Genomic DNA, 23365 nt, shown 5'->3' on the forward strand with positions numbered 1-23365 from the left:
ACTGACCAAGAAAGACCGACATGCTGCTGACCCCCGACCAGGAAATGATCCGCGACGCCGTGCGCGACTTCGCCCAGCGCGAGCTGTGGCCCCATGCCGCCGAGTGGGACAAAAAGCACCACTTTCCCAAAGACGTGCACAAAGGCCTGGCCGAACTGGGCGCGTATGGCATCTGCGTGCCCGAAGAGCTGGGCGGCGCGGGCCTGGACTATGTGACGCTGGCGCTGGTGCTCGAAGAGATCGCAGCCGGTGACGGCGGCACCAGCACCGTCATCAGCGTGACCAACTGCCCGGTGAACGCCATCTTGATGAAGTTTGGCAACGCGCAGCAAAAGAAGCAGTGGCTCGAACCGCTGGCACGCGGCGAGATGCTGGGCGCGTTTTGCCTGACCGAGCCGCATGTGGGCAGCGATGCGTCGTCTTTGCGCACGATGGCGGTGAAAGACGGCGACAGCTACGTCATCAACGGCGTCAAACAGTTCATCACCAGTGGCAAGAACGGAGACGTGGCCATTGTGATTGCCGTGACCGACAAGGGCGCAGGCAAAAAGGGCATGAGCGCCTTCCTCGTGCCGACCAATGCTCCGGGTTATGTGGTGGCGCGCCTCGAAGACAAGCTGGGCCAACATTCCAGCGACACCGCACAGATCAACTTTGACAACTGCCGCATCCCGGCCGAGAACCTGATTGGCAAAGAGGGCGAGGGCTATGGCATTGCGCTGGGCGGTCTCGAAGGCGGTCGCATCGGCATCGCTGCGCAAAGCCTGGGCATGGCCCGCAGCGCACTCGATGTGGCCATCGACTACGCCAAGCAGCGCGAGAGCTTTGGCACCGCCATCTTCAACCATCAGGCGGTGGGTTTCCGCCTGGCCGATTGCGCCACGCAGCTCGAAGCGGCGCGTCAGCTGATCTGGCACGCGGCCAGCCTGCGCGACGCGGGACGCCCTTGCCTCAAAGAGGCCGCCATGGCCAAGCTGTTTGCCAGCGAAGTGGCCGAAAAAGTCTGCTCGGCCGCCATCCAGACCCTGGGCGGCTACGGTTATGTGAGCGACTTCCCGGTCGAGCGCATCTACCGCGATGTGCGCGTGTGCCAGATCTACGAAGGCACCAGCGACGTGCAGAAAATCATCATCCAGCGCGCACTTTGAGGGGGTGACCGGGCGGCTGCCCCCAGCCGCTCACGTATGATTTCGGCTTATGAACATCATCATCCTGGGCGCGGGCCGCGTGGGCGAAAGCGTCGCTGAAAGCCTGGTTTCCGAGCAAAACGACATCACCGTCATTGACCAGGACCCGGCGCGCCTGCGTCTGCTCGAAGAGCGCCTGGACCTGCGCGGCGTGGTGGGCAACGGCATCCAGCCTTCGGTGCTGCAAGAGGCGGGTGCCAAAGACGCCGACATGCTGATCGCCTGCGCGGCGGCCGACGAATCGAATCTGGTGGTCTGCAAGATCGCCCACGACCTGTTCAACGTGCCCACCACCATCGCCCGGCTGCGTTCGCCCGAGTTCAACGAAGGCGACGAACTGCTGGGCAAATCGGGTTTCGCGGTGGACCATGTGATCTGCCCGGAAGAGTCGGTGATGCGCTACATCGAGCAGCTCATTCAGTACCCCGAGGCTTTGCAGGTGCTTGAATTTGCCGAGGGCCGGGTCAGCCTGATCGTGGTGCGCGCCGCGGCCGACAGCCTGCTGGTGAACCACACCATTGCCGAGTTCCGTGACCGTTTGCCCGATGCCCAGATGCGCGTGGTGGCCCTGTACCGCCAAGACGCCCAGGTCGACGCTGCGCCCGAGACGCGCATCCTGCCCGGCGACGAGGTCTTTGTGCTGGCCGACACCCGCAAGATCCGCATCGTGCTGGCCGGCATCCACAAAACCGACAAACCCGTGCAACGTCTGATGCTGGCTGGGGGTGGCAAAGTGGGCTTGCGCCTGGCGCGCATTCTGGCCAGCCAGTACGACGTGAAGCTGATCGAGCGCGACAAAAAGCGCTGTGAATACCTGGCCAGCCAGCTGCCCTCGAGCACACTCATCCTCAACGGCGACGGTGCCGACGAAGACTTGCTGCACGAAGAAAACGTGGGCGAGATGGACCTGTTTCTGGCGCTGACCAGCGACGACGAAGACAACATCATGTCCGCCATGCTGGCCAAGCGCATGGGCGCGCGTCGCGTCATGGCCCTGATCAACCGCCGCGCTTACGCTGACATGATGCAGGGCAGCACGATCGACATCGCGATCTCGCCCGCGCAAACCGTGATCGGCGAGCTGCTGGCGCATTTGCGCCGGGGTGATGTGGCGGCGGTACACAGCTTGCGCCGGGGCGCGGCCGAAGCGCTGGAGGGCATTGCGCGCGGCGACCTCAAAACCTCCAAGCTGGTCGGGCGACGCGTTGAGGAAATCAAGCTGCCCCCGGGCGTGAGCATGGGCGCCATTGTGCGGGGCGAGGGCAAAAAGTCCGAAGTCCTCATGCCGCACCACGACACCCTGATCGAGGCCGACGACCACATCATCCTGTTCATCCCCAACAAGCGCGATGTGCGTGCGGTGGAAAAACTGTTCCAGGTCAGCGCGACCTTTTTTGGCTGATGCTCAAGACCTTTTTCCCCGTGCTGTCGCTGATGGCGCGCATCCTGCTGGCGTTTTCGGTCACCTTTCTGGTGCCCGGCATCTGGGCCTGGTTTGAAGACCACCGCGACCTGCAGTGGATCTGGCTGGCGGGTTTCGGCCTGACGGCCGTCAGCGGTTTGCTGTTGGCGGCCATCACCCAGCGCCATCGGCGCGAACTGCTGGCCAAAGACGGCTTCTTGCTGGTCAACCTGGTGTGGCTGGTGTTGCCCGCCTATTCGGCCTTGCCGCTCATGTTTCTGGTGCCCGAGATCACCTGGTTTAAGGCCTACTTTGAAGCCATGAGTGCGCTCACCGCCACCGGGGCCACGGCCTTGTCGGGGTTGGACCATTTGCCCGTGTCGGTGAACATCTGGCGCTGTTTTCTGCAGCTGATCGGTGGCCTGGGCATCATGCTGCTGGTGGTGGCGGTGCTGCCTTTGCTGGGGCTCGGCGGTGTGCAGCTGTACAAGGCCGAGACCCCCGGTCCCATGAAGGACACCAAATTCACCCCCCGCATCGCCGAGACGGCGCGGGGCCTTTGGGGCGTCTACTTCTTGTTTTCGGGCGCGTGTTGGCTGGCCTACCGCTGGGCGGGCATGAGCTGGGCCGATGCCTTCATGCACATGTGCACCACCATGGGCCTGGGTGGTTTTTCTTCGCATGACGCCAGCTTTGCGCACTTCAATTCGCCCCTCATCGAAATGGTGGCCATCGTGTTCATGACGCTGGCGGGCATCAGTTTTGTGCGCTACTTCGTGGTGCTGCGCAGCCTGTCGCTCAAGCCCGTGACCGGTGACCATGAAATCCGCACCTATTTCGCGGTGCTGGTCTTGTCCACCCTGATGCTCACTGCCCTGTTGCTGGCCCATGGTGTGTACACCGATGTGCCGCAGGCTTTGCGTGCCAGCGCTTTCCATGTGGTGTCGTTGGCCACCACCACCGGCTATGCCGCCACCGACTACGCCCAGTGGCCTGTTTTTGCACCGGTCATGCTGATGTTTTTGGGCTGCTTTGTGTCGTGCGCGGGCTCCACAGGCGGCGGCATCAAGATGGTGCGCATGATTTTGTTGATCAAGCAGGCCCGGCGCGAGCTGGTGCGCATCATCCATCCGCGTGTGGTCAACCCGGTCACCTTGGGCGGCGGCGTGTTGCCCATGTCGGTCATGACGGCGGTGCTGGGTTTCATGCTGATTTATGGCGCGGCCACCATGGGCCTGAGTATGTTGCTCTTGCTCAGCGGCATGGACATCGTTACCGCGTTCTCGGCGGTGATCGCCACCGTCAACAACATCGGCCCCGGGCTGGGCGAGGTGGGGCCGTCGGGTAACTTCGGCGGCCTGAGCCCGTTTCAGCTGGTTGTTCTGACTTTTGCCATGCTGTTGGGCCGACTGGAGCTGTTGTCGGTGCTGGTGTTGTTCAGCGCCCACTTTTGGCGAAAATGACGAGGACCCAAAGCCCCGATTGACAAGGAGACACACATGCCCATCACCAAAGGATTCCAAGCCCTCGTGGACGAGGCCATGGCCCAGGTCACCACGCACAGCGTGGATGACGTCCGCGCCCGCTTGAGCGACCCCCAAGTCCAGATCGTGGACATCCGCGACCCGCGCGAACTCGAACGCGAGGGCACCTTACCGGGCGCTCTGCTCGCGCCCCGGGGCATGCTCGAATTCTGGGTGGACCCGGCTTCGCCCTACTTCAAGCCCGTGTTCGCCGACGAGAGCAAACAGTTCATTCTGTTTTGCGGCGCAGGCTGGCGCAGCGCCCTGGCCACCAAAACCCTGCAGGACATGGGCATGACCAACGTGGCCCACATCGACGGCGGTTTCGCGGCCTGGAAAAAAGCAGCGGCGCCCATCGTCACCATGGAACAACACAAAGCCGAAAGCGCAGCGCGCAAAGGCGCTTGATGCTGTTTTCCTGTAGGTCGGCGGCTTCAGCCCCGACAGACTGGAATGCTTCACCATGTCGGGGCTGAAGCCACCGACCTTCAAAAGATTTCATGAATTTGTCCCCTTGCCCCTGTGGTCGTACCACTCCCAAAGGCCAAGCCCTGAGCCTGGCCGACTGCTGCGGCCCATTGCATGGCGGCGAGGCCGCACCCGATGCCGAGCGCCTGATGCGCTCGCGCTACAGCGCCTTCGTGCTGGGCAACGTGCCGTATTTGCTCGCCACCTGGCACAGCAGCCAACGGCCTGCCGAATTGACGCTTGAAACAGGAGGCAAGTGGTTGGGTTTGGAGATCAAGCAGCACCGGGTGACCGGCGCTGACACCGCCGAGGTCGAATTTGTGGCGCGCTTTCGGGTGGCTGGCAAAGCGGTGCGCCAGCACGAACGCAGCCGCTTTGTGCGCGAAGATGGGCGCTGGTTTTATGTGGACGGCGACGTGCTCTGAGTGGCCACTTCGTAGAGTTCCAACGGCAAACCATCCGGGTCGGCAAAAAACACGAATCGTTGCCCCGTGTATTCATCGGTGCGGATGTCTTCGACCGCAATGCCTTGTGCATTCAGGTGCAGTGCCCACTCGGCGACACTTGCCACGGCAAATGCCAGGTGGCGCAAACCGAGTGCTTCCGGGTAGCTGGGGCGCGGCGGCGAACCTTTGAAGGAAAACAACTCAATCTGACCGCCATCCGGCAAAGCCAGGTCCAGTTTCCAGGAGTCACGCGCGGCCCGGAAGTTTTCAGCCAGAATTTTCAGGCCCAGCACTTGGGTGTAAAAGCGTTTGGAGCGTTCGTAATCCGAGCAGATGATGGCCGCGTGGTGGATGCGTAGCAGATTGGGCATGGTGGTGTTGTCGTGGTCAATCCGGGATGCGAGTTTGCCCTGAAACGATGGCTTTATGATCGTCCCATGAACTTTGAAGCCATTTTGTTTGACTGCGACGGTGTGCTGGTGGACAGCGAAGCCATCACCTGCGGCGTGCTGCGTGACATGTTTGAAGAGCAAGGCTGGCGCATGACGTTGGCCGAGTGCATGCAGCGCTTTGTGGGCCACACCGTCAAAAGCCAACGCAGCATCATCGAAGCGCACACTGGGCGGCCGCTCACCGATGCGTGGCTGGAGCAGTTTTTTGCCCGGCGCAATGAACGCTTGACGCAAAGCATCACCGCCATCGACGGCGTGCACGAGGCGGTGGCGCATTTGCATGACCATTGCCAGGGCCGCATCGCCGTGGCCTCCGGTGCCGACCGCTTCAAGGTCGAGATGATGCTCAAGCAAGTGGGGTTGATGGATTTTTTTGAAGGTCGCATTTTCAGCGGGCATGAGATGCCGCGCAGCAAGCCGCACCCCGATGTGTACCTGGCCGCTGCAGCCCATTTGAAAGTGGACCCGGCTCACTGCCTGGTGGTGGAAGACACCACGGTGGGCATCACGGCGGGCGTGGCCGCAGGGGCCACGGTGTGGGCTTATGCCGCGCCGCCCGCCGAGCATGCGCCGCTCTTGCAGGCCGGGGCGCACCGGGTGTTCACCGGCATGCACGCGCTGCGCCTGGCTTGAGCCCGGATGGACGGGGATTTTCAAGGCAACCGGGCCAGCCTGAACTCCTCAGGCGTCTGCTCCGTCCAGCCCTTGAACGCCCGCATGAAGCTCTTCTCGTTCTGAAAGCCCACCTCGGCCGCGATCTGTTTGATCGGGCGCTGCGTGCGCAGCAGCAGGTCGGTGGCCATGTCGCGGCGCACCGCGTCTTTGAGCTGCTGCAGGCTCGCGCCTTCTTCTTTCAGTTGCCGGTGCAGCGTGCGGGCCGACAGGTTGAGCCAGGCTGCCAGATCGTCGGCATTGCGGCTGTGTTCGGGGTGCTCGGCCAGGGTCTGGCGCACTTTCTCTACCAACAGGCGGTCGCGCCGGTAAGGCCGCACCGTGAGCAGCAAGGCGCGCTGCAGCATGCGCTGCAGGGCAGCCTCGTCGCGGCGCACCGGCAGGCTCAGGTAGCCCGCGTCAAACTGCAGACTGTGCTCGGGCGCGTTGAATTGGGTCGGTCCGTCAAACAGCACCCGGTAGCTGCCTGCGTGCGGCGGCGGTGCAAAGCGCAGAGTGGTTTGCAGCAAGGGGATGCGCGAGTCGGTCAGCCAGCAGGCCACGCCCAGCGCGTTGCGCAGCACCGACACCACGGCAAATTCCTGCAAAACGCCCAGCTCGCGTTGCTCGGTCAATTGCATGCTGGCCACGCCCTGGCTCTGGCTGACTTGCAATTGGATGTCGTCGGTCAGCAGGCCGTGGTGCCGGCACCATCGCGCCAGCGCCACGCCCAGGGTGGGGGAGGTCAGCGAGGCGCGCACCAGCATGCCGTAACTGCCCCAGGGCAGGCGGCGGCTGAACCAGCCCAGGGCCTCGTCGTCCAACTCGCGCATGGCACTGGCCGAGAGCCATTCCATTTGCAAGGCGGTGATGCGCGCATCGGGTTGGTTCAGTAAGTTTGGCGCAATTTGTGCTTCTTTCAGCGCGGGCAAAGGGTCCAGTCCCCGCTGGGCATAGGCCGCCACAATGGCTTTGACAAAAGCCATGGGCGTCTCGGCGCGACCGGTCGTGCCGAGGCTGGCAAGGGGGGCGGCAGCAGGATTCATGGTGGCATAAATTGTGGCACGATTTGCAACCCATTTGACACCCCACTCCTGCCCAGCCGCCTTTAAGCTGGAGGGCATTGCACGTTCGATGCGCCCAGGCCAAGCCCTGCGGCGCAAGCCAAGGAAGCCCCATGACCGTTTTGCACTCCCAACTGAACCCGCGTTCTGCCGATTTCCAGCACAACGCCGCCGCCATGCGCGGCCTGGTCGATGACCTGCGTGCCCACCTCGAGCGCGTAGCCCAAGGTGGTGGCGAAGCCGCCCGCGCCAAACACACCGCCCGGGGCAAGCTGCTGCCGCGTGACCGTGTGCAGATGCTGCTCGACCCCGGAACGCCTTTCTTGGAAGTCGCGCCGCTGGCCGCGCTCAACATGTACAACAACGACGCGCCCAGCTCCGGCGTGATCGTGGGCATTGGCCGCGTGAGCGGGGTCGATTGCATGATCGTGTGCAACGACGCCACGGTGAAGGGCGGCACCTATTACCCGATGACGGTGAAAAAGCATTTGCGTGCGCAAGAGATCGCGCAGCAAAACCGCCTGCCTTGCATCTATCTGGTGGATTCGGGCGGTGCCAACCTGCCCAACCAGGACGAGGTCTTTCCTGATCGCGACCACTTCGGCCGCATCTTCTTCAACCAGGCCAACATGAGCGCACTGGGCATCGCACAGATCGCCGTGGTCATGGGCTCGTGCACGGCCGGTGGCGCCTATGTGCCTGCGATGAGCGACGAGACCATCATCGTCAAGAACCAGGGCACGATCTTTTTGGGTGGCCCACCCTTGGTGAAGGCCGCTACCGGTGAGGTGGTGAGCGCTGAGGACCTGGGTGGTGGCGATGTGCACACGCGCTTGAGTGGCGTGGCCGACCACCTGGCGCAAAACGATGTGCACGCGCTGGCGCTGGCGCGCCAAGCCGTGAAAAACCTCAATGCCCAAAAGGCCCCGAACATCGCCACGCACGCGCCTGTTCCCCCGAAGTTCGACGCGCAAGAGCTGTATGGCGTGATTCCCACGGACACGCGCAAGCCCTTTGATGTGCGCGAAATCATCGCCCGCATCGTCGACGGCTCCGAGTTCGACGAATTCAAGTCGCGCTTTGGCACCACCCTGGTCTGCGGCTTTGCCCGCATCGAAGGCATGCCGGTGGGCATCATCGCCAACAACGGCATCTTGTTCAGCGAATCAGCCTTGAAGGGTGCGCACTTCATCGAGCTGTGCTGCCAGCGCAAGACGCCGCTGGTCTTCTTGCAGAACATCACCGGCTTCATGGTCGGGCGCAAATACGAAAACGAAGGCATCGCCCGCAACGGCGCGAAGATGGTCACGGCCGTGGCCACTGCCGCAGTGCCCAAGTTCACCATCATCATTGGCGGCAGTTTTGGCGCGGGCAACTACGGCATGTGCGGCCGCGCTTACAGCCCCCGATTCTTGTGGATGTGGCCGAACGCGCGCATCAGCGTCATGGGCGGCGAGCAGGCCGCGAGTGTGCTGGCCACCGTCAAGCGCGACGGCATCGAGGCCAAGGGCGGCCAGTGGAGCATGGAGGAAGAAGAGGCCTTCAAGGCCCCGATCAAGCAGCAATACGAAGACCAGGGCCACCCTTATTACGCCACCGCCCGCATCTGGGACGACGGGATCATCGACCCGGCCGACACCCGCCGTGTGCTGGCCTTGGGTTTGTCGGCCTCACTCAATGCGCCGATCCCCGAGACGAAATTTGGACTTTTCCGCATGTGATAGGGATGCCTTTTTTCATGCACACACTTTGAGAGGGCTGTACTCATGGACATACCGAACAACGCCTCCAGTTGGCACCGCCACTTCGGCGGCATGGCCCGCTACCACGTCTGGGCCACGCACCGCCTGCTCGAAGCGGTCTCGCGCGTGTCCGATGCAGACTATCGGCGCGACGTGGGCCTGTTCTTCCAAAGCATCCACGGCACGCTGAACCACATGCTGGTGGCCGAGCACTTGCTCTGGTATCCGCGTTTTGCCAAAGGCGCATCGCCGGTGCTGGCGCTGAACAGTGAAGTTGAACCCGATCGCGAACGCCTGGCGCAGGCGCTCAAGGGCGGATCGGCCAACTGGACACCCCTGATCGCCAGCTGGAGTGCCGAGCGTTTTGATGGCCAACTGGACTACCGCACGAGTAAGGGCGACCCCCTGTCCTTGCCCTTTGCGGCCACCTTGTCGCATGTGTTCAACCACGCCACCCACCACCGTGGCCAGATCACGGCGGCACTGACGGCCATGAGCCAGCCTTGCCCGGAGCTGGACATGGTTTATTTCCTTTTGGCAGAACAACCCCCCAAAGCATGAGCAACGCCCTGAAAATTTCAACCCAAGGCGGCGTGCAGACCATCACGCTGTCGCGCCCCGATGTGCGCAATGCCTTCAACGACGAAGTCATTGCCGAGCTGAAAAACGCCTTTCTGGCAGTGGCCCAGGACAGCACGGTGCGCTGCGTGGTGCTGGCCGCCGAAGGCCCTGCTTTTTGCGCAGGCGCAGACCTGAACTGGATGCGCCGTATGGCCGACTACACCCGCGAAGAGAACCTGGCCGATGCGGGCGAGTTGGCCGCCATGCTGCGTGCGATTTACGCATGCCCCCAGCCGACCATCGCCCGCGTGCAAGGCGATGTGTATGCGGGGGGCATGGGCCTGGTGGCGGCGTGTGACATGGCGGTGAGTGTGGACACGGCGAACTACTGCCTGAGCGAAGTCAAGCTGGGCTTGATCCCAGCCACCATCAGCCCGTATGTGATCCGCGCCATGGGCGCGCGTGCGGCGCACCGTTACTTCTTGACGGCCGAACGTTTTGGCGCGGCCGAGGCGCACCGCATCGGTCTGGTGCACGAGGTGGTCAGCGCCGATGCGCTGGACGCGAAAGTGGCCGAGTTGACGCAAGCGCTGGTGAACGCCAGCCCCCACGCCGTGCGTGCCTGCAAGAAGCTGGTGCAGGATGTGGCCGAACGTGAGATCAACGATCTGCTGGTGCGTCAGACGGTAGAGGGCATTGCTGACATCCGCGCCAGCAGCGAAGGCAAGGAGGGCGTGCAGTCCTTCTTGCAAAAACGCAAACCCGGCTGGTTGCAGCCTTAAAAATGCGCATGACTTTGAAACCTTGGACCGTGCTGGTCTGGCTGCTGGGGCTGTTGCTGGTCCCTGTGCGTGCGCAGACCTCTTCGGAGGCGCTTCCGACGGCCATGGATTTGCACGAACAGGTTCATCGCATTCCGGTGTCGGTGCAGGATCTTTACGGTCGCCGTGAGCAACGTCAAATCCCAGTCACCGTGTTCAAACCTGCTGGGCAAGGGCCGTTTCCCATGGTGGTGTTGAACCACGGTCGTGCCACCAGCCGCGAAAAAATGGCCCAGCCTTCGCGTTACCGCTATGAACAGCAGGCCCGTTATTTCGTGGGCAAGGGCTTTGTGGTCATGGTCCCTACGCGGGTTGGTTATGGAGAAACCTTCGACGGCTTTGATCCTGAGTCCAGCGGTGGTTGCAGCCAACCACGCATTGAACCCATGAGCCTGGCCGCATCGGACCAAGTGATTGCGGTGGCCGAATTCGCGCGCAGTCTGCCATTTGTCGACGCCACTCGGTGGTGGGTCATGGGCCAGTCGGTCGGCGGCCTGACCACTGTGGCCACCGCCTGGCGCAATCCGCCCGGCTTGCAAGGGGCTGTCAATTTTGCGGGGGGTACAGGAGGCGATCCTGTGGCGCGACCCGGCCGATCGTGTTCGTCAACGCAGATTGAACAACTCTGGAAGTCCCGTGCCGCTCAGGCCAAGGCACCCATGCTCTGGCTGTATTGGGAAAACGACCTGTTTTGGGGTGCACAGGCCCCCAAAGATTGGCACCGGGCTTGGGTCGAGGGCGGCGGGCAGGCCGAGTTTCATCAGATGCCAGCGGTGGGCCAGGACGGGCACTCGGGGTTCAGCATCGACATGGACCGCTGGGTGCCCTTGGTCGACGCTTTTCTGGCCAAAGCCGGTTACACCCAGGCGGCATTGCCCCCTGTGCCGGGGCCCAGTGACTTTGCCAAGATCGATGAGATCGACAAAGTGCCCGTCGGGGCCGAGACCCGGCAAAACCTGTACACCCGTTTTCTGGCCAGCCCTTTGCCTCGCGCTTTCGCCATCGGCCCCGGTGGTGCCGGCTTTGCCACAGGCGACTGGGCTGTGGGTCGCGCATTGGGTTTTTGCCAGGCACGCCGTGGCATCACCTGCAAGTTGTACGCCGTAGATAACCAAGTGGTTTGGAGAAACTGACATGTTCAAAAAGATATTGATCGCTAACCGTGGCGAAATCGCCTGCCGCGTTGCGGCCACCGCCCGTCGGATGGGCATCCAGACCGTGGCCGTTTATTCGGACGCCGATGCCGGGGCCAAGCATGTGCAAGCCTGCGACGAAGCCGTGCATGTGGGCGGCTCGGCCCCCAAAGACAGCTACCTGCGCTGGGAGCGGATTTTGCAAGCGGCCAAAGACACGGGCGCTGGGGCCGTGCACCCCGGCTACGGCTTTTTGAGCGAAAACGAAGACTTTGCCAAGGCCTGCGCCGCAGCCGGTCTGGTGTTCATTGGCCCGCCCGCATCGGCCATTTTGGCGATGGGCCTCAAGGCCGAATCCAAGCGTTTGATGGAAGCCGCCGGTGTGCCGCTGGTGCCCGGTTACCACGGGGCCGACCAGGACCCCGCGCTGTTGCAGCGCGAGGCCGACCGCATTGGCTATCCCGCCTTGATCAAAGCCAGCGCCGGTGGCGGCGGCAAGGGCATGCGGGTGGTGGAAAAGTCCGAAGACTTCGCCGCGGCCTTGGCCAGTTGCCAGCGCGAAGCCATCAACAGCTTCGGCAGCGATGCGGTGCTGATCGAAAAGTATGTGCAGCGCCCGCGCCACATCGAGATTCAGGTGTTTGGCGACACCCAAGGCAACTGCGTGTATTTGTTCGAGCGTGACTGTTCGGTGCAGCGCCGCCACCAGAAGGTGCTGGAAGAGGCCCCGGCCCCCGGCATGACCGAGGCCCTGCGTGCGCAAATGGGTGCCGCAGCCGTGGCCGCCGCCAAAGCGGTGAACTACGTGGGCGCGGGCACGGTGGAATTCATCGTCGAGCAGACGGCGTATGACCAGCCCGAGTCGATGAAGTTCTATTTCATGGAAATGAACACCCGCTTGCAGGTGGAGCACCCGGTGACCGAAGCCATCACCGGCCTCGATCTGGTGGAGTGGCAGTTGCGTGTGGCCAGTGGCGAGCCGCTGCCTTTGCGTCAGGACCAGCTGCGCATCCAGGGCCATGCCATCGAGGCGCGCATTTGCGCTGAAAACCCCGACAACAACTTCTTGCCCGCCACCGGCACTTTGCAGGTCTACCGCAAGCCGCAGGCCACCAGCTTCGAGCGAAGCACGGTGCGCGTGGACGATGGCGTGCGCGAAGGCGACACCATCAGCCCGTTTTACGACTCCATGGTGGCCAAGCTCATCGTGCATGGCGACACGCGCGAGCAAGCGCTGGCGCGGCTGGATACCGCTTTGGCGCAAACCCACATCGTGGGCCTGAACACCAATGTGCAGTTCTTGCGCCATGTGGTGCGCAGCGAGGCATTTGCCACCGCCAAGCTCGACACCGCACTCATTCAGCGTGAGGCCGCCGTGCTGTTCCAGCAGGAAACCGTGGGCTTGCCCGCCGCTGTGGCTGCGGTGGTGGCGCACACCCTGCACGCCGAAAAAGCCCTGCAGGCCGCAGACCCCTTCAGCCGCCGCGATGGATGGCAGTCGCACGGCCTGGCGCAGCGCCGCTTTGAATTTGTCTGGCAAGACCAGCCGCGCTCGGCGCGTTTGAATTATTTGCACGACGGTGCTGTGAGCCTGTCGCTGGAAGGTGACGGAGCCGCATCTGGCGTGCTGACGTATGCTCCCGATGGTGCAGGCCTGTGGGTGCAGTGGGGCAGCGCCCCGCGAGTTTTCAGCCAGCTCGACTGGCAAGGCGAAACCGCGCACCTCTTCACGCCCCAGGGCGCGACGCGCATCACCGTGCTCGACCCGTTGGCCCACGCGGGCGAAGCCGCGCAGGAAGGCGGGCGGCTCACAGCCCCCATGCCCGGCAAGGTGGTGTCCTTTGCCGTCAAGGCGGGCGACAAGGTCAAAGCTGGTCAACCGCTGGCGGTCATGGAAGCCATGAAGATGGAGCACACCATCAGCGCGCCCAAAGACGGCGTGGTCGCCGAGCTGTTGTACGCGCCCGGTGACCAAGTCGCCGATGGGGCAGAGCTGCTCAAGCTGGCGGTGTGAGGCGCGGGTTGTTGCGGCATTCATCGCCTCCAGTGGGAGGCCGCCCCTGCGGCCGAATGCTTGCTCAGCCACGGCGAACATTCGCGAGCAAGGGCTCGCTCCCACAATAGGAAAACTGACAGACCAAGACATGAGGGGCTTGCCCTTGGTGACACCCCGGTCAGACGCTTGCTGACAAAATAGCTTCATGAAACTCACCGTCTGTTTCTCTGGCCTCTCGCCTGACCCATGGGTCCAAGGCCTGCAACAAGCCTTTCCGCAGGCCACCGTATCGGCTTGGTCCCCCGGTGCACCACCTGCCGATCACGCCATTGTCTGGGCACCGCCCCAGCAGTTCATCGACGAGCAGCCGGGCCTGCAAAGCCTGTTCAACATCGGTGCAGGTGTGGACGCCTTGCTGAAGCTGAAACTGCCGTCCAGCCTGAAGGTGGTGCGCCTGGACGACGCGGGCATGTCGGTGCAAATGGCCGAATACGTGTGCCATGCGGTGATCCGGCACTTTCGCGAGTTCGATGGCTACGACGCCGACACGCAAGCGGGCAAATGGTCTTACCGCAAACCACGCAGCCGCGCCGACTTTGCGGTGGGCGTCATGGGCCTGGGTGTGCTGGGCGAGCGCGTGGCCAAGGCCTTGCAGGTCTTTGAGTTCCCGGTCAACGGCTACAGCCGCAGCCCCAAAGACCTGCCCGGCGTCCGCTGCTTCAGCGGGGCGCAAAGCTTGCCCGAATTCCTGCAGGCCACGCGTGTGCTGGTGAACCTGATGCCGCTCACGCCCGAGACCGAAAACATCCTGAACCGGGCCACCCTCGCGCAGCTGCAAAAAGGCGGCTATGTCATCAACGTGGCCCGTGGCAAGCATTTGGTGGACGAAGACCTGATCGCCCTGATTGACAGCGGCCATCTGGCTGGCGCCACGCTCGACGTGTTCCGCACCGAGCCCCTACCTCCCGATCACTCATTTTGGCGTCACCCGAAAATCACCGTGACCCCGCACACCTCGGCCCGCACCCTGCGCGAAGAAAGCATCGCGCAAATCGTGGGCAAAATGCAGGCGCTGCAGCGCGGCGAGCCCATCCGTGGCGTGGTGGACCACCAGCGCGGTTATTGAACATTCAGAGAACCCCATGACCCTTCCTTCACGCGTTCAACTCATCGACGTCGGCCCCCGCGACGGTTTGCAAAACGAAAAGCAGCCGGTCCCGGCCGAGGTCAAAATCGGTTTGGTGCACCGTCTGCAGGCGGCGGGCCTGACCGAGATCGAGGTCACCAGTTTTGTGTCCCCGAAGTGGGTGCCGCAGATGGCTGACAACGCGGTCGTGATGGCGGGCATCGCGCGCCAAGCGGGTGTGCGCTACTCGGTGCTGACGCCCAACATGGTGGGCTTTGAGGCGGCGGTGGCTTCGAAGCCCGACGAGATCGTGGTCTTTGGTGCGGCCAGCCAGGCCTTCAGTCAGAAGAACATCAACTGCTCCATCGAAGAAAGCATGGAACGCTTTGCGCCTGTGGTGCAAGCGGCGCTGGCGGCGGGCATCGCGGTGCGCGGGGCCATGAGCTGCACCGTGGGTTGTCCTTACGAAGGCGAAGTTTCACCGGCCAGCGTGGCCCATCTGGCGGGTTTGATGAAACAGATCGGTGTGCAGCGTGTGGACGTGGCCGACACCATTGGCACGGGCACACCCCTCAAGGTGCAGCGTGCCATCGAGGCCACGCTGCAGCACTTCGACATCGACCACATCTGCGGCCACTTTCACGACACCTACGGTCAGGCGCTGGCCAACACCTTGGCCGCTTTGCAGATGGGCGTGTGGAACTTCCAGTCGTCGGTGGCGGGTCTGGGTGGTTGCCCTTATGCCAAGGGCGCCACCGGCAATGTGGCCACCGAAGATGTGGTGTACATGCTGCACGGCATGGGCATTGCCACCGGCATTGACCTCAACAAGCTGGTGGATGCGGGGGGGGTCATCAGCGATTTTCTGGGCCGCAAACCCAACTCCAACGTGGCCAAGGCCATCCTCAACAAGCGGGCGGGCTGAACCATGTGCGGCGCTGAACTCCATGCTTTGCCTGAAGGTGTGCAGCGCGTCTCACGCGTGCTGCAGGATGCTGGGCACCGCCATGCGCCGGTCATGCTCAATGAGACCGCCCGCACCGCGCAAGAAGCCGCAGACGGCTTGGGTGTGCTGCTGGGCCAGATCGCCAAGAGCGTCATCTTCAAACGCAAAGAGGACGGTGCGGCCGTGCTGGTGGTCACTTCGGGTGACCGCCGGGTGGATGAGAAGAAAGTCTCGGCTTTGGTGGGCAAGGTGGGCCGTGCGGACGCCGACTTTGTGAAAACACAAACCGGTTTCAGCATTGGCGGCGTTTCGCCTGTGGCGCACCTGAATCCGCCCGTGACCCTGCTGGATCAGGACCTGTGGCGTTTTGACGTGGTCTGGGCCGCCGCCGGGCATCCGCATGGCGTGTTCCAGTTGCAGCCCGAAGACCTCAAGCGCCTGACCGGCGCGCCCGTGGTGGATGTGGTCCAAACCCTGCAAGAGGCCCGTGCATGAGCGAACATTACTGGAAAAAGCTGGGTGAACGCGCTGCTCAGGTGTTGGCGCAGCCGGTGCCACCCGAACCCCATTCGGTGCCTTCACCTTGCGTGTCCCTTTGCCTGATGCACCCCAGCGCAGGCTGGTGTGATGGGTGCTTGCGTACCTTGTCCGAAATCGGGGGCTGGAGCCGTGCCAGCGAGGAAGAAAAACGGGCGGTGTGGGTGCAAATTCCGGAGCGCCTGCGTAAGCGGCAGGCGATGGCGCGCTGAGTGCGCACTGTTGTTCACATCGTAACTGACCATGAAAACCATTCACTTTTACCTGGACTTCATCTCGCCTTACGCTTGGCTGGCGTTCGACGCCTTGCCTCAGACTTTGCAGGGCATCAGTTGCCGGGTGGTGCACAAACCGGTGGTCTTCGGGGCCATGCTCATGCACCATGGGCAGCTGGGGCCTGCAGAGATTCCCGCCAAGCGCGATTGGACGTATCGCCAGGTGCAATGGCAAGCGCGGGCACAAGGCACGCCTTTGCAGCTGCCTGCCAGCCACCCCTTTTCTTCGCTGGGCTTGTTGCGCCTGGCCACCGCGTGTGATGCCGCAGGCGAGCCCAATCGCTGGGTCTGCGAGAAAATTTTCCGGCACGTCTGGTGCAGTGGTCTGGAGGCGGCCGATGCGCCGCGCCTGGCTGCCTTGACGGCCGATTTGGCACCCCCCAACGATCCGACCAGCGCAGACGTCAAGCAGGCCTTGAAGCGCAACACCGATGAGGCCCTGGCCTTGAACCTCTTTGGTGTGCCCAGTTTCGTGGTCGATGGGCAAGTCTTCTGGGGCAACGACGCCCTGCCCATGCTGCGCGCCTATTTGCTGGGCGACCCCTGGTTCCTGTCCGCCGAATGGTCTGCAGCGGGGCAGTTGCCAGTGGGCATTCAACGCAAAGTGTGAAGCGCTCGCCGCCCTGATCTGCCACGTTCAGCCAGGGTCGAACCACCAACTTGATGTGTGACAAGTTTGGCCCCGGTCTGTGCTGGCATCATGCGCTTGGAGACACCCGATGAAGCTGGCCCTGATTTCAGACATCCACGCCAATTGGCAGGCCTTGCAGGCTTGCCTGGCGCATGCGCGTCAGCAAGGGGTGGATCAGCTGGCTTTCTTGGGCGATTTGGTGGGCTATGGTGCGGACCCGGTGGCGGTGCTCGATGAGGTGATGACACAGGTCGCGCAAGGGGCCTGGGTGTTGCGCGGCAACCATGACGAGATGGCCTTGAACCCCCCCGCGTCTTTGGCCGCAGATGCCAGCGTGGGCGCGCAAGGCGCGGCCTGGACCCACGCGCAATTGGGTGCGGCGCACCGGGCATTCTTGGCCGATTTGCCGCTGACGGTGTCCGGTGACGGGTTTTTGCTGGTGCACGCCAGTGCAGATCGGCCGGCGTCCTGGCGTTATGTGGACGGCGAGGGCGCTGCTGGGCGATGCCTGGACCAGGCCTTGGCGCAACAACAAGGTCCCCATGTTCTGGTGGGCCATGTGCACCACCAGACCTTGTACTACCAAGGCGCCGGGCGCAACTTGATGCGGTTTGAGCCGACGCCGGGCATCCCTGTGCCCACGCCTTTGCGCAGACCCATGGTGGCCTGCGTGGGCTCAAGTGGTCAACCACGCGATGGCGACCCGCGTGCCATGTATGCGGTGTACGACCGAACGCTTCAGAAAATGACGTTTCACCGGGTGCCTTACAACCATGCCGAAGCGTCTGCAGCGATTCGCCGGGTTGATTTGCCTGAATATTTTGCACAACGGCTGGAGCTTGGACGTTGAAACTTCTCAATCCTGGACACTTGATCGACGGCTTTGAAATCCAAGCCTGTTTGCATGCAGGCGGCATGGCGCACATTTACAAGGTGGTGTATGCCCCTCTGGCCGATGGCAGTCGCCGGCAGGCCGAGTTCCCCATGGCCATGAAAATTCCGCGCATGACAGCGGCCGATGGCGCTGAGAACATCGTCAGCTTTGAAGTCGAGGCGCAAATCCTGTCCGAGTTGAAGGGGCCCCATGTGCCGCGCTTTGTGGCCGCAGGCGATCTGTCCCGTTTGCCCTATCTTGTGATGGAGTATGTCGAGGGCCAGACACTGCAGCACTGGCTCGATCAGCGCCAGGACCTGACCGTGTCCAGGATGGCCGCTTTGGGTGCGGCCATGGCGCGTGCGGTGCACAGTCTGCACCAGCAAAATGTTTGCCACCTGGACCTCAAGCCTGCCAACGTTTTGATCCGCCCCGATGGTGTCGCGGTGTTGCTGGATTTTGGTTTGTCTTGCCACGCGCATTTGCCGGACTTGCTGGCCGAAGAGCTGCGCAAAGCCGTGGGTTCGCCCGTCTGGATATCCCCTGAACAGGTGGTGGGGGTGCGGGGCGATCCGCGCAGCGATGTGTTCGCCATCGGGGTGATGCTGTACGAACTGGCCACGGGCGAGTTGCCATTTGGTCAACCTGCAACCGCCGCGGGCCTGCGTCAACGTCTGTGGATGGACCCGGTCCCGCCGCGCAAGCACCGCCCGGACTTGCCCGAGTGGCTGCAGGAAGTGATCTTGCGCTGCCTGGCGCCGGTGGCCGCAGAGCGTTACCCCTCGGCCTCGCACCTGGCCTTTGATCTGACCCATCCTGAGCAGGTGAGGGTCACCGAGCGGGGCCGCAACACGCAGGGCACGGGTTTCTGGACGCATTTCAAACGCTGGGTTCGGGCCAGTGGCATGGCCTACACGCCGAGTCCCGTCCCAGTCCGGCAGATTGAGCAAGTGCCCATCATCATGGTGGCGGTTCCGCACCACGACGTCAGCGATGCCACCTTGTATTCATTGCGCGAAGCCGTGGCGCGTTCGCTGGGCATTCGCCCGGGTGCCCGTCTGGCCTGTGTGACCGTGATTTCACCGAGCCAGACCAGCACCACCGAGGCATACAAAGGCGAAACCCAAGTGCACCGGTGGCACCTGAGCCGCTTGCAGCAATGGGCGCAACCCCTCGATCTGGACGGGCACCAGACTTCCTTTCATGTGTTGGAGTCGGGTGACGTGGCGCAGGCCTTGCTGCGCTATGCCGAAGGCAACCAGGTCAACATGGTCATCATGGGGGCGGCGACGCATGGCTTGTCCATGCAGCGCGTGCTGGCGACCGTCCCGATCAAGGTGGCGATGCAGGCCCCTTGCACCGTGATTCTGGTCAAACAGAGCCTGCCCTTTGAACGCTTGGCAGACCTCGACGCCTGAAACACTCAAGGCGCCGTGTTGGGCGCTGGGTCCTCGGCTTCGGTCGTTTCTTTCTCAAGGCGGTTGAAGTACCAGGCGTTCAAGATGGTGATCCCCAAAAAGATCAGCAAGCTGCCTTGCGCGGCCATCCAGAAGTTGATCGGCCATTCGCCGATTTTGATGTTCAGGTCTCTGGCAAACCAGGCCCAGCCGAACGCGGCCAGAGACCATGACAGCAGCAGCACGCCAGAAAACAGACGAATTTTTTGACGGGTGGACATGGCGGAGCCTCTTTTCACAAAGGGGAAGTGACCGAATCACGTGATCCTGTTCGCATTATCGGCACCGATGAGGCTAGGGATTACCCGCGAGATTCCGCTTGATTTCACATCGCGGCAAAAAAATCAAGGGTTTCTACTCGTTCTGTAAGTATGTGTTGGTTCGCTGTCAGACGCGGGCAAGTGCCGGGTCCAAGAATTGCGCCAAGTTTCCGTGTCGGAGACTCTTTTTTGGAGACAGCTTTATGGCTACAACAGAAGCCCGCCCGATGTCGGCGGAAGAGAAGAAGGTGATTTTCGCCTCTTCTCTGGGCACCGTGTTTGAGTGGTATGACTTTTACCTGTACGGATCGCTCGCAGCGATCATTGCCAAGCAATTCTTCAGCGGCCTGGACGAAGGCTCTGCCTTCATTTTTGCGCTGCTGGCGTTTGCTGCCGGTTTCATCGTGCGTCCTTTCGGCGCCTTGGTGTTCGGCCGCCTGGGCGACATGATCGGTCGCAAGTACACCTTCCTGGTGACCATCTTGTTGATGGGGGCATCGACCTTCATCGTCGGCATCTTGCCCAACTACGCCAGCATTGGCGTGGCCGCTCCCATCATCCTGATCTGCCTGCGTTTGCTGCAAGGCTTGGCTTTGGGTGGTGAATACGGTGGTGCCGCCACTTATGTAGCCGAGCATGCCCCTCAAGGCAAGCGCGGTGCCTACACCGCCTGGATCCAGACCACAGCGACGCTGGGTCTGTTCCTGTCGCTGATGGTGATTCTGGGCACACGTACCGCCATCGGTGAAGAAGCCTTTGCCGACTGGGGCTGGCGTGTGCCGTTCATCGTTTCGATCATCATGTTGATCATCTCGGTCTACATCCGTCTGAGCATGAACGAATCGCCTGCTTTCCAGAAAATGAAAGCCGAAGGCAAGACCTCCAAAGCTCCTCTGTCCGAGTCTTTCGGCCAGTGGAAAAACCTGAAGATCGTGATCTTGGCCTTGGTCGGTTTGACCGCCGGTCAAGCCGTGGTTTGGTACTCCGGTCAGTTCTACGCCTTGTTCTTCCTGACCCAGGCCTTGAAGGTCGACGGCGCTACCGCCAACATCATGGTCGCGATCTCCCTGATCATCGGCACACCGTTCTTCATCGTGTTCGGTGCGCTGTCTGACAAGATTGGCCGCAAGCCGATCATCTTGGCTGGTTGCCTGTTGGCCGCTTTGACTTACTTCCCCGTGTTCAAGGCATTGACCAAGGCTGCTAACCCTGATCTGGCCGCAGCCCAAGCCAAGTCGCAGGTGGTGGTGGTGGCCGACCCTGCCGAGTGCTCGTTCCAGTTCAACCCCACTGGCACCAAGAAGTTCACTTCTTCTTGCGACATCGCCAAGCAACGTCTGGCTGGCGCTTCGGTGAGCTACTCCAACGAAGCGGCACCTGCTGGCACACCCGCCATCATCAAGATCGGTGAAACCGTGGTGCCTGTGAAGTACAGCGCCGAGGACATCGCTGCAGCCAAGGCCAAGGCCGAAGCCAAAGTGGCCGAACTGACTGCCGCTCAACCTCAGGATGCCAAGGCCCTCGAAGCTGCCAACAAGGCCGTCAAGGACCTGAGCAACGAGAAGACCGCTGGCGCTACCCTGCTGGGCAGCAACCTGGGCGCAGCCCTGAAAGCCGCCGGCTATCCCGCCAAGGCGGACATGGCCAAGTTCGACAAGGTCACCGTCATCATCATCTTGACTTACCTGGTGTTGTTGGTGACCATGGTGTACGGCCCGATCGCCGCCATGCTGGTCGAGATGTTCCCCACCCGTATCCGTTACACCTCCATGTCCTTGCCTTACCATATCGGTAACGGCTGGTTTGGCGGCCTGCTGCCCACCACCGCCTTCGCGATCGTGGCCCAGACCGGTAACATGTACAACGGTCTGTGGTACCCGATCATCATCGCCGGTGCAACCGTCGTGATCGGTGGCTTGTTCATCAAGGAAACCAAAGACGTGGACATCTACGCTGACGACTGATCTTTGTAAGCTACCCGGGGTGACTCGGGTGCTAAATTCAAGGCCTTCCCTCTGTGGAGGGCCTTCTTTATTTTGGAGATGAACGATGTGGAAAATTGCTGTTGGATTCGCGGTCTTTGCGGCCCTGGCTTTGTTCGTGATTGGCAAAGGTGGCGACAGCCTGGACATGAGCGGTGAAAAACACGGTGCCGATGCGGTGCACAGTGAACCAGCCAAGACCGATGCGCCAGCTGCACCGGCTGCCGCACCGGCTGCCGACGCCAGCGCTGCCAAGTAAGCCAGCGCCGCGCTCGCCCGGGCTTGACCCGGGCGAGCCTTCCAAAGCCACGCCTGTGCGTGGCTTTTCTTTTGGAGGCCAGAAATGTCACGGTCTGCGCCCTAGAATGTTTGGCCTTCACCCGAAAAAGCCAAGCATGTCACAAGGTCTCATCCGCATCCGTGGTGCCCGTCAGCACAACCTCAAAAACATCGATCTGGACATCCGCACGGGTGAATTGACCGTGGTCACCGGCCCCAGCGGCTCGGGTAAGTCGAGTCTGGTGTTCGACACGCTGTACGCCGAGGGCCAGCGCCGCTATGTGGAGACCTTCAGCGCCTACGCCCGCCAGTTCCTGGACCGCATGGACAAACCGGCGGTCGACAAGGTCGAAGGCGTGCCCCCGGCGATTGCGATCGACCAGACCAACCCGGTGCGCAGCTCGCGCTCCACCGTGGGCACCATGACCGAGCTGAACGACCACCTGAAGTTGTTGTTCGCCCGATTGGGCCAGCTGTTCGACAAAGATACCGCACAGCCCGTGCGCCACGATAACCCCGACACGATTTACGCCGAGCTGGCCCAGCGTGCGGCGCAAGCAGGTGACCCGCGCCTGTACCTGACTTTTCCGGTCGAGCTGCCCGCGAACACCAGCGCCGAACAGGTCGAGCAGTGGCTCTCGGCCAGCGGTTTCACCAAGGTGCAGGCCGAACGCGAAGTCGCCACCCCCACCGGTCCGCGCAAAGTGCTGGACGTGATCGCCGACCGTTTTCGTTTGGCCAAGGCCGAAAAAGCCCGCGTGGTCGAAGCCATCGAAGTCGCCCTGAAGCGCGGCGGCCGTCTGAATGTGTATGTGGAGACATCGGGTTCAGATCCTGATTTGTCCGCCACCTCCGAGCCTAGCTTCGACATCTGGCGTTTTTCCACCGGCTTGCATTGCCCCGACAGCGACCAGCGCTACACCGACCCGATCCCGTCGATGTTCTCCTTCAACTCGGCGGTGGGCGCGTGCGAAACCTGCCGGGGTTTTGGCCGGGTGATCGGCGTAGATTACGGCCTGGTCATTCCTAACCCCAAACTCACGCTGCGGGCCGGGGCCATCAAGACGCTGCAAACGCCCGCCTGGCAAGAAAACCAGGACGATCTGATGCGGCATGCCGAGGCCGCAGGCATTTCCGCGCGACACACCCTGGGACAGGCTGACCCAAGCGCAGCAAGACTGGGTGATCCACGGTTCGCCCGAGTGGAAGGGGCGCTGGAACCACCAGTGGTACGGCGTGAAGCGCTTTTTTGAGTACCTGGAGAGCAAGGCCTACAAGATGCACATCCGTGTGCTCTTGTCCAAGTACCGCAGCTACACCGAATGCCCGACCTGCCATGGCGCACGCTTGAAGACCGAGAGTTTGCTCTGGCGCATTGGCAGCCACGCCGATGCCGATGGGGTCTTGCCAGTTGAAAAACGCTTCATGCCCGCAGGCGTGAAGTGGACCCGCGCGCAGTTGGAGGCGCTGCCGGGTTTGAGCCTGCACGACATGATGATCATGCCGCTGGACCGCTTGCGCTTGTTTTTTGACCGTCTGTCCGCTTCGGGGC

The 23365-nt window shown here is 62.4% G+C and carries 23 protein-coding genes and 1 pseudogene; 21 read left to right on the forward strand and 3 right to left on the reverse strand.

The window, feature by feature from the left end:
- Positions 1-20: 20 nt before the first annotated feature.
- The 5 genes from ACZ5RT_RS00885 (at position 21) to ACZ5RT_RS00905 (ending at position 5005) form a co-directional block, all read left to right on the forward strand.
- Complete coding sequence (locus ACZ5RT_RS00885; protein WP_108428496.1) at positions 21-1148, forward strand: acyl-CoA dehydrogenase family protein; 1128 nt, start codon at positions 21-23, stop codon at positions 1146-1148.
- Positions 1149-1197: 49 nt separating this feature from the next.
- Entirely contained in the window at positions 1198-2589 is a 1392-nt protein-coding gene (trkA, locus tag ACZ5RT_RS00890; protein WP_108428497.1) for a Trk system potassium transporter TrkA, read from the forward strand.
- Positions 2589-4052: a TrkH family potassium uptake protein gene (locus ACZ5RT_RS00895; protein WP_464453227.1), complete on the forward strand. Its 1464-nt coding sequence runs from the start codon at positions 2589-2591 to the stop codon at positions 4050-4052. The genes trkA and ACZ5RT_RS00895 overlap by 1 nt, the downstream gene beginning before the upstream one ends.
- A 36-nt stretch (positions 4053-4088) precedes the next feature.
- Complete coding sequence (locus tag ACZ5RT_RS00900) at positions 4089-4520, forward strand: rhodanese-like domain-containing protein (RefSeq protein ID WP_291929294.1); 432 nt, start codon at positions 4089-4091, stop codon at positions 4518-4520.
- 92 nt (positions 4521-4612) lie between these two features.
- Positions 4613-5005, forward strand: a complete 393-nt coding sequence (locus ACZ5RT_RS00905) for a YchJ family protein (protein WP_464453228.1) — start codon at positions 4613-4615, stop codon at positions 5003-5005.
- Here ACZ5RT_RS00905 and gloA2 read toward each other — a convergent pair.
- On the reverse strand, positions 4981-5397 hold the full coding sequence (gene gloA2 / locus ACZ5RT_RS00910) for an SMU1112c/YaeR family gloxylase I-like metalloprotein (RefSeq protein ID WP_464453229.1): 417 nt from the start codon (positions 5395-5397) through the stop codon (positions 4981-4983). The two genes, ACZ5RT_RS00905 and gloA2, sit on opposite strands and share 25 nt — an antisense overlap.
- Positions 5398-5463: 66 nt before the next feature.
- Between gloA2 and ACZ5RT_RS00915 the strand changes: the two genes are divergently transcribed.
- Positions 5464-6111 carry an HAD family hydrolase gene (locus ACZ5RT_RS00915; RefSeq protein WP_291929299.1) on the forward strand — a complete coding sequence of 216 codons (648 nt, stop codon included), beginning with the start codon at positions 5464-5466 and terminating at the stop codon, positions 6109-6111.
- A 20-nt stretch (positions 6112-6131) separates the two neighbouring features.
- On the opposite strand, the gene ACZ5RT_RS00920 is transcribed toward ACZ5RT_RS00915, so the two are convergent.
- Positions 6132-7175, reverse strand: a complete 1044-nt coding sequence (locus ACZ5RT_RS00920) for an AraC family transcriptional regulator (RefSeq protein ID WP_464453230.1) — start codon at positions 7173-7175, stop codon at positions 6132-6134.
- A 131-nt stretch (positions 7176-7306) separates the two neighbouring features.
- On the opposite strand from ACZ5RT_RS00920, the gene ACZ5RT_RS00925 reads away from it, so the two are divergent.
- From ACZ5RT_RS00925 to ACZ5RT_RS00980, 12 genes are all read left to right on the forward strand, one after another.
- Complete coding sequence (locus ACZ5RT_RS00925) at positions 7307-8914, forward strand: carboxyl transferase domain-containing protein (RefSeq protein WP_464453231.1); 1608 nt, start codon at positions 7307-7309, stop codon at positions 8912-8914.
- Between the two features lie 45 nt (positions 8915-8959).
- Positions 8960-9496, forward strand: a complete 537-nt coding sequence (locus tag ACZ5RT_RS00930; RefSeq protein WP_464453232.1) for a DinB family protein — start codon at positions 8960-8962, stop codon at positions 9494-9496.
- Positions 9493-10278 (forward strand): enoyl-CoA hydratase/isomerase family protein, encoded by a 786-nt coding sequence (locus ACZ5RT_RS00935; protein ID WP_464453233.1) that lies wholly within the window; start codon positions 9493-9495, stop codon positions 10276-10278. Before ACZ5RT_RS00930 ends, ACZ5RT_RS00935 begins: the two co-directional genes overlap by 4 nt.
- An 8-nt stretch (positions 10279-10286) precedes the next feature.
- Positions 10287-11450 (forward strand): dienelactone hydrolase family protein, encoded by a 1164-nt coding sequence (locus tag ACZ5RT_RS00940; protein ID WP_291929310.1) that lies wholly within the window; start codon positions 10287-10289, stop codon positions 11448-11450.
- A 1-nt stretch (position 11451) separates the two neighbouring features.
- On the forward strand, positions 11452-13464 hold the full coding sequence (locus tag ACZ5RT_RS00945; RefSeq protein ID WP_464453234.1) for an acetyl/propionyl/methylcrotonyl-CoA carboxylase subunit alpha: 2013 nt from the start codon (positions 11452-11454) through the stop codon (positions 13462-13464).
- Positions 13465-13651: 187 nt separating this feature from the next.
- On the forward strand, positions 13652-14572 hold the full coding sequence (locus ACZ5RT_RS00950) for a 2-hydroxyacid dehydrogenase (RefSeq protein WP_464453235.1): 921 nt from the start codon (positions 13652-13654) through the stop codon (positions 14570-14572).
- Between the two features lie 16 nt (positions 14573-14588).
- Positions 14589-15497, forward strand: coding sequence for a hydroxymethylglutaryl-CoA lyase (locus tag ACZ5RT_RS00955; protein ID WP_464453236.1), 909 nt, complete (start codon positions 14589-14591; stop codon positions 15495-15497).
- Between the two features lie 3 nt (positions 15498-15500).
- The gene (locus ACZ5RT_RS00960; RefSeq protein WP_464453237.1) at positions 15501-16013 is read left to right on the forward strand and encodes a YbaK/EbsC family protein; all 513 of its coding nucleotides are present in this window, start codon (positions 15501-15503) and stop codon (positions 16011-16013) included.
- Positions 16010-16267: a DUF1289 domain-containing protein gene (locus ACZ5RT_RS00965; protein WP_291929331.1), complete on the forward strand. Its 258-nt coding sequence runs from the start codon at positions 16010-16012 to the stop codon at positions 16265-16267. The genes ACZ5RT_RS00960 and ACZ5RT_RS00965 overlap by 4 nt, the downstream gene beginning before the upstream one ends.
- A 31-nt stretch (positions 16268-16298) precedes the next feature.
- On the forward strand, positions 16299-16940 hold the full coding sequence (locus ACZ5RT_RS00970) for a 2-hydroxychromene-2-carboxylate isomerase (RefSeq protein WP_464453238.1): 642 nt from the start codon (positions 16299-16301) through the stop codon (positions 16938-16940).
- A gap of 109 nt (positions 16941-17049) precedes the next feature.
- Positions 17050-17811, forward strand: a complete 762-nt coding sequence (locus ACZ5RT_RS00975; RefSeq protein ID WP_464453239.1) for a metallophosphoesterase family protein — start codon at positions 17050-17052, stop codon at positions 17809-17811.
- The gene (locus ACZ5RT_RS00980) at positions 17808-19253 is read left to right on the forward strand and encodes a serine/threonine protein kinase (RefSeq protein WP_291929338.1); all 1446 of its coding nucleotides are present in this window, start codon (positions 17808-17810) and stop codon (positions 19251-19253) included. Before ACZ5RT_RS00975 ends, ACZ5RT_RS00980 begins: the two co-directional genes overlap by 4 nt.
- 5 nt (positions 19254-19258) lie before the next feature.
- Here ACZ5RT_RS00980 and ACZ5RT_RS00985 read toward each other — a convergent pair whose 3' ends face one another.
- Positions 19259-19513, reverse strand: coding sequence for a DUF4212 domain-containing protein (locus ACZ5RT_RS00985; RefSeq protein ID WP_464453240.1), 255 nt, complete (start codon positions 19511-19513; stop codon positions 19259-19261).
- Between the two features lie 242 nt (positions 19514-19755).
- On the opposite strand from ACZ5RT_RS00985, the gene ACZ5RT_RS00990 reads away from it, so the two are divergent.
- The 3 genes and pseudogenes from ACZ5RT_RS00990 to ACZ5RT_RS01000 form a co-directional block, all read left to right on the forward strand.
- Positions 19756-21516 carry an MFS transporter gene (locus ACZ5RT_RS00990; RefSeq protein WP_464453241.1) on the forward strand — a complete coding sequence of 587 codons (1761 nt, stop codon included), beginning with the start codon at positions 19756-19758 and terminating at the stop codon, positions 21514-21516.
- Between the two features lie 85 nt (positions 21517-21601).
- On the forward strand, positions 21602-21793 hold the full coding sequence (locus ACZ5RT_RS00995; protein WP_464453242.1) for a hypothetical protein: 192 nt from the start codon (positions 21602-21604) through the stop codon (positions 21791-21793).
- A gap of 136 nt (positions 21794-21929) precedes the next feature.
- Positions 21930-23355: pseudogene (locus ACZ5RT_RS01000) on the forward strand (excinuclease ABC subunit UvrA); the annotation flags it as partial.
- Positions 23356-23365: the final 10 nt, after the last annotated feature.

This window comes from Limnohabitans sp. TEGF003 (assembly GCF_055395455.1).